This window comes from Streptomyces sp. NPDC006551 (genome assembly GCF_040611675.1).
Taxonomy (GTDB): Bacteria; Actinomycetota; Actinomycetes; order Streptomycetales; family Streptomycetaceae; genus Streptomyces.
The window spans coordinates 66421-78354 of sequence record NZ_JBEXOT010000024.1; the positions used below are offsets into that span (position 1 = coordinate 66421).

The window sequence follows — 11934 nt, forward strand, 5'->3', positions numbered from 1 at the left end:
GACTCGATGAGGTCTGCGGTGGCCCTCAGTGGGCCAGGTTGCTCAGGAACCGCGCGGCGACCGGGCCCGCGTCGGCGCCCCCGGAACCTCCGTCCTCCAGGAGCACCGCCCACGCGAGGTCGGAGTCGCCCTGGTAGCCGATCATCCAGGCGTGGGTGCGCGGCGGGGCCTCGGTGCCGAATTCGGCGGTTCCGGTCTTCGCGTGCGGCCGGCCGGACAGGCCCTTCAGCGCGTGGGCGGAACCGGAGGTGACGGTGGCGCGCATCAGCTCGCGCAGCCGACGGGTCACCTCGGCATCCAGCGCCACCGGGGCGTTGTACTTCTTCTTCACCGCGTCCGGCACCAGCATCGGCTGCTTGAACGTTCCGCTCTTGACGGTGGCCGCGACGGAGGCCATCACCAGCGGTGAGACCTGCACGCGCGCCTGGCCGATGGTCGCGGCGGCCTTGTCGTTGTCGCTCGTCGTGACGGGGACGCTGCCGTCATAGGTGGTCGTACCCACGTCCCAGCTGCCGCCGATACCGAACGCCCGGGCAGCATCGCGCAGGTCGGTGTCGGAGAGCCGGCCCCGGGCGTTGACGAAGTAGGTGTTGCAGGACTGCGCGAAGGCGTCCTCGAAGGTCGAGCCGGCCGGAAGGTCGAACTGGTTCTGGTTCTCGAAGCGCTGTCCGTCGACGCTTGCGAACTTCGGGCAGGCCGCGGGCGCTTCGGGTCGTACGCCGCCCTTCAGGAGCGCCGCCGCTGTGACGACCTTGAAGACGGAACCGGGCGGGTAGCGCCCTTCGAGTGCGCGGTTGAGGCCGGCGGGCCGGTTGGCGGCGGCGAGGATGTGGCCGTTGCGCGGGTCGATGGCGACGATGGCCGCGTTGTCCTCGACCCCGGTCAGGGCCTTGGCCGCGGCCTGCTGGACGCGAGGGTCGATGGTGGTGCGCACGGGGCGGCCTTCGGCCTTCGGAGCCTCGGTGAGACTCTTGACGGCGCGCCCGCTCTGCCGGTCCGCGACCACCAGGGTCTTGTTCACCTTCGTACCACCGGACAGGACGTCGTCGTAGCGGGCTTCCAGGCCGGAGGTGCCTTTGCCGCTGACGGGGTCGACGGCGCCGACGAGGCTGTCCGCCTGGAGCGGGGCGCCGTTGGTGTCGAGTACCTTCGCCCTGTCGTCGCCGCTCTCGAGCGCGAGTGTCTGTCCCGGTTTCAGCTCCGGATGGATCATCGGCGAAGTGAACTCGACCTTCCACGTCCCGGCTGTGTGGATCATCCGCGCCCGGGACTGCCAGGTGACGTCCCCCGCGCCCGGAATCGCCATGGCCACGGTGAAGGGGAAGTGCACCTCCTGTTCGCTCTTCTTCTGACCCTCGCCCTCGACGATCGTCGTCCTGGAGGGCCTGAGGTTGGTCAGTACCGACGTGAGGAGTGACGCGGCGGCGTCGGGCGTGTCGGTGTGCGTCGCCGCCTTCGTCGGGTCATGCCCGGCCCATGCGGTGAGGAACGCGGTCAAGGGCTTGCGGGCAGAGGTCACGTGCGGATCTTCCTGCGCATCGCCGCCCCAGAGGCTGAAGGCGGCGTACCCGCCTCCCGCCGCCAGAAGAAGGGCCGCGCCGATGCCGAGCAGTCGTCGCCTGGGCCGCGACCGCCCGTGCGGGGCGGAACTGTTCCAGCTGTCGGTGTACGTCAAGGTGCTCTCCGTTCGCGGTCGGGTCGGGCCTGGTCAGCTCGCCGGAGACGACTCCCGGCCAGGGGGCGCCTCTGCTCGCGGCAGCCGGCAGCGCGGCGAGGGCGTCGCCCGAACCGGCTCGGCCGCCCCTCCGGGAGTCAAGCCCGCCCCCGTCCCGCATGTCGAATACGATCTCGGCATCACGGTGATTCGTATGATGTATCACTGCACGTCAGGAGGAGGAAGAGTGCTGACGGAACGGCATCTGGAAATCTTCGTCGCGCTGGCGGAGGAGGAACACTTCGGGACCGCCGCGCAGCGGGTGGGCATCACCCAGCCACCACTGTCGCAGGGCCTGCGGCGGCTGGAAGCCCTGCTCGGCGTGCGCCTGTTCGACCGTGAGCGGGGAGTGTCCCTCACCGAGGAGGGGACCCTGCTGCTTCCGCACGCCCGCAGAGCACTGGCCGCACTGGCGGAGCTCCGTGAGACCGGCGCTCGTGAACACGCCGACGGTCGTCGCCTGCGGCTGGGACTGGCGCCCGAAGTGCCGACGGCCCTCGCGGCCGACGTGGCGGCCGCGCCGGTCCGGGCCGGCGAACGGAGCCGGATCGGCATGGTGACATCGCCGACCGCCGTGCTGCTCGGCGACGTCGCGGCCGGGCGGCTCGACATCGCCGTGATCCGCCATCCCTCCGTACTGCACGGTCTCGCCGCCGGTCGGGTGATCCTGCTGCCGACCTGGATCCTCGCACCCGCCGGTCGCGGGGACGCCGGTGACACGCTGCCGTCGCGCCTGCCCGTCGCCGTACGTCCGCGCGCCGAGGCGCCCGCGGCCCACGACCTGTTCATCGACACCCTGGCCAGCCGCGGCCGCCGGGTGGAAACCGTGGTGGTCTCCGATGAGCGCGCCGGTCTTGCCCTGGTGGCGGCCGGTCAGGCGGTGCTGGTCACGGCGGACGACAGGCTGACGGCCTCCGGGGTCGAGCGGCTGACGGCGACGGACCCGCCGCTCCCCCTTCGGCTGAGGGTGGCCTGGGACCCGAGGCGTCCGGGTGCGAAGGAGACCGCCGAGACAGCGCGGCTGCTCGAGGACGCCCTGGCCCGGAAGGCGGCATCGTGAGCGGCAGGAGGTCCGGCAGCGGTGTGGAGCGGGCCATCCGCGGGATGTTCGACGACGCGGGCGTCCGCGGCTGGCTGCACGTGGCGGAACTCCACCGCCCGTCGGCGCAGGTGACCATCGATCCCGGCGAACGGCTGCCCATGGGCTCGGTCTACAAGGTTCCTCTGATGGTCGCCTTCTGCCGGCTCGCGGACGCGGGGCTGATCGACCCGCGTCGCCGGCTGACGCTGGAGCCGGACGAGCGCGTTCCCGGCCCGACCGGGATCTCGATCCTGCACGACCCGGTCACCCTGTCGCTGCGCGACATGGTGGTGCTGATGATGACCATCTCGGACAACACCTCGGCCCACGCCGTTCTCCGAGCGGTCGGCCCGGACGTGGTCGACGCCATGTGCCGCGACCTGGGCATGCCCGACACCCATATCCACGGCGGCGTCGTCAGCACGTTCAGCCGGCTGCTCGCCGAGACGGGCGCCCCCTCGCTGGACGCGGCCCTGGCGCACGTGGCGGACAACGACACCGTCGCGCCCCCGGGCGTGTACGACCCGGCGTTCAAGGCGTCCACCACCCCGGCGGACATGGCGCGGCTGCTGCGAGCGATCTGGACCGGGCAGGCCGCCTCCGCCGACCGCTGCGCCTTCATGCGCGACGTGATGCGCAAGCAGCCGTGGGCGCATCGGCTCGGCTCCGGATTCCCCTACGACGACGTCACCGTCTACGGCAAGACCGGCACCTTCGGTGCGATGCGCCATGAAGCGGGCGTCGTCGAACTCGCGGACGGCAGCACGTACACCGCCGTGGTCTTCACCCAGGCCGCCCGGTCCGACACCAAGCTGCCGCGCGCCGACGCGGTGATCGGCGCCGCGGCCCGGGCGGCCGTGGAGGAACTGCGGGGACGCCAGGGCACCTGACAGGGACCCGCCGTCCGGGCCGTGAAGAGTGGGGGCGCCCGGTCGTGAAGGGTCGGGGGCCGGCCGCGGAGTGGTGGCGCGTTCCGGCCGGGCGCGCGAGGGGGCCTCATTCGGCTGCGAAACCCGCCCCCGCCACCCACTGTCCGAGTTCCCGCCGCACCGCCGCGCGCTGCTCGGCCGTCGCCGGCGCGGCGCTCACCAGCGCGAAGTGGACGCCCTGCGAGGCGCCGGACAGGAGGATGCGGCGGGCGTTCGTGCCGCCCGGCTCGGGGGCGACCGCGATCGTCCCGGTGGCCCCCGGGCCGGTCACCGTGCCGAGGTCGGAGACGACCGTGGTCGTGGCGGGATCGAAGCCGGCCGGCAGATGGAGCTCGGTCGGCGCGCTCGACCCGTTGCCCCGCCACACCAGCAGACCGTACGGATGGTCCGTGCCGGTCAGTCGCGCCGACTCGGGCATGCCCGCCGGTATCCGGCTCCAGGTCACCGCCTTACCCGCGTCACGTGAGCGGTCCTCGTAGAGGAACGCGAGCGTACCGCCGGCGACCGCGCTCGGATACAGACGGTCCACGAGTCGCGCGTCCTGCCGGAGCCGGGGGACGCCCTGGTCGTCGAGGTGTACGGCGGAGAGGTCCTCGTCGTTCCATGCGTCGCCCTCGGTGCGGATCTTGTCCGGATTGCCGTTCATCGCCTCGTGGTGGCGACCGCTGTAGATGTCCCACTGCCACTGCGTGGCGGACAGTACGGGCCCCGCGGTGGCGGGGTTCTGCCACCAGGTGCTGCCGCCCAGCCCGCTGTCGAGCGCCTGGTACTGGCCCTTGAGGACGGAAGGCGCCTTGTCGGACGACGTGCCGGTCAGGGGGTGGCCGAACTCGCTGACGATCGCGGGCGTACGGAGGGCGTCGGACCGTTCGCGAACGGTGTCGAAGTCGTCGGCGTACTCACCGTCCTTCGCCTTGGTCAGGTCGAAGAAGCCGGACATCCGCGCCTGGTCGTAGAAGTGCGTGTTGAACACATAGCGCGGGCCCAGGGTGCCCACTCCACCGAGGCCGCCGGGCTGTTTCATGAAAGAGAGGTTGGAGTTCCAGAACATGTTCGGCTCGACGAGGGCCGGCTTGCCCTGCCAGCCCGCGGCGTCCATGCGCGCCCTGAACTTCTCGTAGAAAGGCCAGAGCAGGCCCTGTTCCCAGCTGCTCCCGTCCTGGCCGCTCGCGTACTGTCCCGCATAGGGCTCGTTGTACGGGTCGAAACCGGCGATCCCGGCGAACTCCGCCCGCTCCAGGTGCCCGGCCAGGTACGCCATGGTCTTCTGCGCGGTGTCCAGAAAGGCGTCCTGGATGCCGTTGCGGTTGGTCCAGAAGTCGCGCATGGCGTCCTTGACCGTCTGGTTCTGCGTGATGTTCTGACCCCAGTGGGCGCAGATTCCGCAGAACTCGCGGGGGTAGCCGCCCGCTTGGACGACCCACGCCGGTGCGCCGTCGCCCGAGTACCAGCTGTCCTTGTCGAAGACGTGGCTGGAGAAGAGATCTTGGTGGAAGTCGGGGTACACGCGCAGTCCGACGGCGAGGAACTCCCGTATCTGTGCGGTCACCCGCGCCAGATACACCTCGTCCACCTGCCCACGTACGGGCTCGGCCGCCGCCCACGACAGAAGGAACCGCACCGAGTTGGCCCCGCCCAGCTCGCGAACCGCGCGCGCCGACTTCCTGGCGTCCTCGACACCGGCGAAGGGCAGTCCGTCGTTCTCGGCCAGCTTGGTCTCGCCGGACACGTTGAAGCCGCGCAGCACCACCTCGCGACCGTACCCGTCGACGAACCGCGTGCCGTCGACGGTCAGTTCGGCCGCGCGGGTGTCGTACGGGCGCGGCCCTGCCGCCCGCGCCGGCGCCTCCGCACCGAGCGCCGTCGAGACGAGGGCGAGAAGCACGACGGCCCCGCCCCATCGCCGGGCACGGTACGCAGCGCGGATCCCCTGGGTCGTCGCCATGGCGTTACCGTCCCGCAGAACTGACGGACCGTCAATCACTGCGGCTCGGACTCTTGGTGCGGCGAAGGTGACCGTTCTCGACTCCGGAGCGGATGAAGGAGACGAAGCCCGCCGAGATGCGCGGCGTCGGCGTTGTCAGTGGGGCGCTGTAGCTTCGGATGCGTTCGAGAGATGGTGCGAGAGGGGTGGACTCGTGGGTGCCGAGGGCACGTTGAGGGTTGTTCTGGTCGATGTCAACGACGAGGTGGTCGCGGCTTGGCGTTCCGCGTTCGCGGACACGCCCGAGGTCGAGATCCGACGGGGCTCCATTCTCGATGTGGATGTCGACGCGTGGGTGTCCCCCACCAATGCGCGGGGCCGGATGGACGGTGGGGTCGACGCCGTCGTCAAGCGGTACCTCGGCGCCGGGATCCAGATGCGGGTGCAGCGGGCGATCCGTGATCGGTTCGGCGGGAGCCTGCCGGTTGGCAGCGCGGTGTGTGTCCCGTCCGGGGCGGCCGTTCCCCGCTTTCTGATCTCGACGCCGACCATGCGGCAGTCCTCGCAGAACGTCAGCGAGACCATGAACGTGGCGCTGGCATGCGCTGCCGCGTTCCAGGCGGTGCATCTGCAGAACCGGGTGAAGCCCGGCAGTATCCGGTCGGTGGCGCTCGTGGGGATGGGCGCGCGGACAGGTCGGGTGCCCGCGCGGGTGTGCGCCAATCTGATGTGGACGGGATACACCCTGTTCCACGATCACGGGTTTGCCGACTACGACGAGTTGCGGGCCGCGGTGTTGGGGCAGCTCGACGACATCGAAGGGGCGGGGTCCGCGCGGCGGGTCCGGATCAACGTGCCGGAGCGGCCTTCCTTTCGTCGCTGACGCGCACGGTCCGCAGGCCGGCACCGCACCCGGCGGGGATGCCGGCGATGACCTTGTCGAATCCGTTCAGCATGCCGGCGAGCCCGAGGGGGCGTCCGGTTCGAGTCCTGGGAGTTCCGCCCTCGTGAGTGATGTCGACGTTCCGGCCGCGGGCCAGACGGGTTCCTCGGCCGGGGACCCGTTGGGGTTGGCCGAGCTGTTCACCGGTGGTGGTGAGCCGTGGCTGCCTTTGTTGGGTCCGGTGATCGAGGCACAGCCGGGGGCCGCCGATTTCATCGGTCCGAAGCGCAGCCCGGAGGTGGTTCCGGTGCGCGAGTTGACGTTCCAGGCGGTGAAGCCGCATCCGCCGCACAAGTGGAAGGTGATCGTCTTCGGACAGAACCCGTATCCGCGGGCGGAGAGCGCGACCGGCATCGCGATGTTCGACAACACCTTCCATGACTGGAAGGACAGTCAGTTCGGTCGGGTGGTCAGCATTCGCTGCATCATCAAGGCGGCCGCGATGTGGAAGTACGGCATCGTCAAGAAGACGCCGATCGCCGACATCCGCGCCTTGTTGAAGAAGGAGGACACGGTTCAGCCGCCGGAGTGGTTCCAGGCGATGCTCACCCAGGGTGTGCTGCTGCTGAACGCGTCCCTCACGGCGAGTGCGGACGGGGCGATGCCGACCGATCGGCACACGTCGTTCTGGCGGCCCGTGGCCGAGCAGATCGTCGAGGAGATCCTTCGGGCGAAGCAGGACGCCGAGGAGGAGGATCGGGGTGTCGTGTTCGCCTGGTGGGGCGCGCACCCCCGGAGCCTGAAGAGGGTCGTCCAGCGGCTGGAGAAGAAGTACCCGGGGGTCGAGGTCCGGCACCTGGACCACGCGAACCCGGCGGCGCAGGGGGACATCTTCTGCGAGGGTGACCACTTCGCGCAGGTCAACGACGCCCTGGCGGCGGTGGGGGCCGAGCCGGTCGACTGGTTGCCGCGGAAGGGCTGGGACCGGGAGACGCCGGGGGCCGACGGGTCGCAGGACGGTGGTGTCGCGGAGCGGATGGGGGCGTTCATCGCGTCGACGATGGAGCTGCACCAGCTGTATCTGGAGCGGCTCACGAGCGTCAAGGACGAGGGGCTCGTCCTGCCGCCCGTCACCGGGGTGTTCGACACGCCGTTGATGGATTTCCGAAAGGCCGTCGAGCCGGTGTCGCGGGTGCTCGCGCATCTGGATCGGCACATCGAGCGGTCGAGTCGGTTCGGGGAGGCCAAGGTCGCGGAGATGGAGGCCGTGGGCGGGTCGTCCGGGGAAGGGGTGCTCGGGGAAGGGCTGACCGCCGACGCGATCTCGGCGCTGTACCTGTACACGTGTGAGTCGGCGTTCTACCGAGAGATCAACGCCGTACTGCGTTCTCCGGACCGGGAGCGGTTGGTGCCGTACCTGCCGTACCTGCGGTTGCTGTTCTCGGCGGTGGCGGCGCTGCCGGCGCGGACGCGGCCGTTGTGGCGTGGTGTGGCCCTGGATCTGCGGTCCCAGTATCCGCAGGGGCGGACGGTGACGTGGTGGGGTGTGTCGTCGTGTACGTCCGAGTTGAGCGTGGCTCGGGCGTTCCTCGGGAGTCGTGGCAAGCGGACCCTGTTCGAGGTGACGCCGGCGCGGGCGGTGGGGATCCGGAGGTACTCCGCGTTCACGGGCGAGGAGGAGTACATCCTCGCGCCGGGCACGCAGTTGAAGGTGACGGAGGTGAAGGCCGAGCGCGGGGGTCTGTGCACCGTGCGGCTGACCGAGCTGGAGGGCCAGGGGTTGGTGTCCTAGTGACCTGAGCCGGAGAGTCTCAGGTCACTGGGCCGCATCCGGTGAACTGCGGTCGGGTGAGCCCCCGGCGCCTTCACGGCGCCGGGGGCTCACCCATGCGGACGGTCAGGTCGCCCGGCCTGTCAGCCGAAGGACTTGATGCCGTTCCAGTTGACCGACAGCACCGTCTTCACCGGTCCGTTGGTGTTGGTCGTGGACGGGTGGTAGACGCTGATGTGGCCGTCGGAGGCGAAGCGGGCCCAGATGTCGGGGATGCCGTCGCCGTTGACGTCCGGGATGCCGATCGCGGTGGAGACGTTGGCGGCCGTCCAGTTGGTGCCGAAGGTCACGTCGCCGTTGAGGGAGTTCGCCGCGAGCTTGAGGGAGTCGAGGTTGACGCTTCCGGCGACGGATCCGGGCTTGCCGTGGCGGACGTACATGTTGCCGTTCTCGGTGTTGCGCCACAGCAGGTCGGGCGTGCCGTCCTTGTTCATGTCCGCGAGGTTGACGATGTCACGCGGGCCCCAGGCCGCGCCCTCCATGAGGATGGCGGACTGGAAGGTGGCGCCCGTGTAACCGGAGAGCACCCAGAAGGCGGTGCCGGCGCGCAGGGCGAGGTCGGGCAGCTTGTCGCCGGTGATGTCACCGACCGCCTTCATCTGCGTCCACGTCGAGGGCGCGGGGGCGTTCGACGGGAGGCGGATATCGAGCCGGTCGTCGACGTTGAAGGTGCCGTAGCCGTCACCGGGGTAGAGGTAGAACGTGCCGTCGGGGTCCACCGCGAACAGGTCCGTGGAACCGTCGGCGGGGAAGACGTCCTGGTAGTGGGCGATCAGCGCGGCCTTGGTGCCGTTCCACCAGGGGGCCTTCGGGGCCAGGACGGGCTTGCCGTCGGCGCCGATGGTGTAGGAGCCGGTCAGACCCGCGTACAGCTCTCCGCCCGGGGCACCGGGGTAGGAGAAGAAGTTGCCGTTCGCGTCGATGATCATCAGGTCCGGGATCCCGTCCCCGCCGACGTCGCCGGGACCGTCCGCGGTGTCACGCGGCGGGACATAGGTGGCGTAGTCGGTGCGGGCGCTGACGTTGCCGGTGGCGTCGAGCGCGAAGACGTGCAGCCAGTTCGGGCCGGCGTGCGGCGGCTTGAGATCGGTCACGGTGTACGAGCCGTTGACTGCGGTGACGTCGGTGTAGCTGACGCCTTCCCAGCCGTAGCGGAACTTCGCCGCGCCCTCGGAGGTGAAGGTGATCGGGCCGCTCTGGCCGAACTTCACACTCGCCCATGTGGCGCCGTCGGAGGTGGCGCGCTTGAACGGCGTGGTGTCCTCGTCGACGACCGGCGGCGGCGGGGCCGAGCCGTCGATGGTCACGGCGCAGTTCTCGGCGGTGTTGGCCGGGAAGTAGGAGGAGACGGCACCGACCGCGTCCTCGGCGCGCACGGCCCAGTAGTAGGTGGCCTTGTCCTCCAGGGAGGTCGACGGGATCGTGGTCGAGGCCCAGCCGCTGGACAGGCTGGTGACCAGGGTGCCGGCCGGGACGGTGGTGCCGGCCTTCCAGAACTTGAAGCGCAGGCCCTTGAGGTTGCCGTCGGGGTCGGAGGCGTAGGCCTTCAGGACCAGGTTGGTCTTGCCGACCGTACGGCCCGGGGCGCCGATGACGCAGGCGAAGCCGGCGATCGTTCCGCTCGTGGGCTCGTTCGGCGGACGGTTGTAGTCGACCTCCATGACGGCGGAGGTCGCCTTGAACTTGCGCCAGGTGTAGGTATCGGTCTCGCTGGTGGCGCGCATGCCGAAGGTGATGTTCGACAAACCTGCGGTGGCGGCCTTCTGGGCCGCGACCTTCACGTCGAAGGCCTCGTAGTCGTCGGGGCAGGAGGTCGACCAGCCGTGCGCGAAGGACTTCTTCTGCAGCAGCGTGGACCAGGACGGCTGCGCGTTCCAGGTGGTGCCGGAGGAGATGGAGCCGGTCAGCCAGAACTGGAACTCACGGGTGCTGCAGGACCAGGAGTGGGTGTTGAGCACCTTGTACGTCGCGCGGCTGATGGTGGCGCCCTTGATCTTGGAGTCGAAGCCCATGCGCCAGAAGGAGCGGGCGGTGACGCCGGTGTCGTTCTCGTGGCCGACGCGGGCTTCGGAGGTGCCGCCGTTGTAGTTGGTGCCGTTGGTGAAGTTGGAGTTGGGGTACTGCTTCGACACCAGCGTCCACGCCTGGGTGCCCGGGTTGATCGTCGGGTCGATGAAGACGGGGTACGTCACCCTCTGGGCGGACAGCAGACCGCTGCCGGCCACGTCCAGTGCGATCCGCGCGGTGCCGGTCCCGTCGCCCTCCAGGTCGACCGGCAGCTGGGCGGTCCTGGCGCCGGGCTCCATGCCGGACAGGCCGGACAGCTTCAGGACGTCGGCGGGCGTGGCGGTCGACGTACGGACGACGGCGTTCTCGGGCAGCTCGGCGTCACGGCCGCTGGAGTCCCATGCGAACGGGGTCGGAACCGAGCCGACCTCCTTGCCCGCCTTGTCCAGGACGAGCACGCGGTCGCTCTTCGCGTCGTGCCGGAAGGTCGCGGTCGCCGAACGCAGACCGTAGGAGACCGACTTGAGCGCCTGCTGCTGGGCGGCCTGCGGCGTCTTCACGATGAGCAGCTGGCCGAAACCGCCCTCCTCGCGCGCGACCAGGAGCAGGTCGACCCCCGGCAGCACCTCGGAGTAGAGGGCACGCGGGCCGTCGAGCACCGGCTCGGGCAGGGCGCCCGGCCAGGTGTAGGTGATGGTGTGGCCGCCGAACTCGACTTCGGCCAGCGGCGATTCACCGGGGTGCGGGGCACGGGCGTACGAGCGGTCGGCACGGGACGCCTGGGTGCCGCCGCCGGCGAATCGCACCGGGTACACGGCGTTCACGGCCGAAATACCCAGCCCGCGCGGTGCCTTGTCGGTGCGCTGGAGTTTGTTGTCGACCGGCGCCCACCTACCGGCGGCGTTCTTCGCGCGCTGCGGCAGGGAGTGGATCTGGCTGCGCAGCTTCCCGTCGGGCAGCGCCCAGGTCAGCGCGGTGGCCGTGGTGGCGGTGTCGACGAGGACCTTCTTGCCCGTACGCGCGGCCTCGGCCAGCGCCGTGGCCTCGTCCTTCGGTCCGGTGGCGGCCTGCTCGGCGTCGGTTGTCCTGCCGCGGGCGGTCGTCACTGGTGCGGAGTCGGGCTGCCACCAAGGCAGGAGGGCAGCGGTGAGGGCGGCCAGTACGAGGCCGATGGTCAAGGACAGCCGCGTGCGCGTGCGCACGAAGGGGCTGAGATAACGAGGCGGCGCGAACACGGCGGTCTACTCCCGTGTGAACCAGGTGGATGGGGGACAGCACAACCAGCCCCTGACGGCCGACCGCGGGGCAGAGAGCGCACACACGATCACACACCCGACACACTGCGTCCATACATGGGAATTTTATGAATCCGTTACCCCCGCACTCGGGCCGCTCTGACCTCCTATCAGACAACCGTGCCGGTAGTGGACTTGTGGCGATTTATGGCGCCCAAGAGTCGCTGAAATCCGGATAGGTGCACGTATCTGAAACGTCGTCACGGGTGCTTCGTCTGTGGCGAACTGAGGCGTGACGCACATCACTTGGACGGCGCGCAACCGAGAAAC

7 protein-coding genes are annotated in these 11934 nt (G+C 70.0%); 4 read left to right on the top strand and 3 right to left on the bottom strand.

The window, feature by feature from the left end; translation table 11 throughout:
- Positions 1–25: 25 nt before the first annotated feature.
- Positions 26–1675 carry a penicillin-binding transpeptidase domain-containing protein gene (locus ABZY12_RS21515; protein WP_356892618.1) on the bottom strand — a complete coding sequence of 550 codons (1650 nt, stop codon included), beginning with the start codon at positions 1673–1675 and terminating at the stop codon, positions 26–28.
- A 226-nt stretch (positions 1676–1901) separates the two neighbouring features.
- Here ABZY12_RS21515 and ABZY12_RS21520 point away from each other — a divergent pair, with 226 nt between their 5' ends.
- On the top strand, positions 1902–2774 hold the full coding sequence (locus tag ABZY12_RS21520; RefSeq protein WP_356892620.1) for a LysR family transcriptional regulator: 873 nt from the start codon (positions 1902–1904) through the stop codon (positions 2772–2774).
- Positions 2771–3685, top strand: a complete 915-nt coding sequence (locus tag ABZY12_RS21525) for a serine hydrolase (RefSeq protein ID WP_356892622.1) — start codon at positions 2771–2773, stop codon at positions 3683–3685. The genes ABZY12_RS21520 and ABZY12_RS21525 overlap by 4 nt, the downstream gene beginning before the upstream one ends.
- A gap of 106 nt (positions 3686–3791) precedes the next feature.
- Here the strand turns inward: ABZY12_RS21525 and ABZY12_RS21530 are convergent, their stop codons facing one another.
- Positions 3792–5669, bottom strand: coding sequence for a cellulase family glycosylhydrolase (locus ABZY12_RS21530; protein ID WP_356892624.1), 1878 nt, complete (start codon positions 5667–5669; stop codon positions 3792–3794).
- A 193-nt stretch (positions 5670–5862) separates the two neighbouring features.
- Between ABZY12_RS21530 and ABZY12_RS21535 the strand changes: the two genes are divergently transcribed.
- Complete coding sequence (locus ABZY12_RS21535; protein ID WP_356892626.1) at positions 5863–6531, top strand: macro domain-containing protein; 669 nt, start codon at positions 5863–5865, stop codon at positions 6529–6531.
- A 124-nt stretch (positions 6532–6655) separates the two neighbouring features.
- Complete coding sequence (locus ABZY12_RS21540) at positions 6656–8323, top strand: ADP-ribosyltransferase domain-containing protein (RefSeq protein ID WP_356892628.1); 1668 nt, start codon at positions 6656–6658, stop codon at positions 8321–8323.
- Positions 8324–8445: 122 nt separating this feature from the next.
- On the opposite strand, the gene ABZY12_RS21545 is transcribed toward ABZY12_RS21540, so the two are convergent.
- Entirely contained in the window at positions 8446–11571 is a 3126-nt protein-coding gene (locus ABZY12_RS21545; RefSeq protein ID WP_356892630.1) for a DNRLRE domain-containing protein, read from the bottom strand.
- Between the last annotated feature and the right edge of the window lie 363 nt (positions 11572–11934).

Bases quoted from the DNA above. Each gene is read 5' to 3' on its own strand.
- ABZY12_RS21530 (WP_356892624.1), bottom strand. From the start codon at position 5,669: ATGGCGACGACCCAGGGGATCCGCGCTGCGTACCGTGCCCGGCGATGG.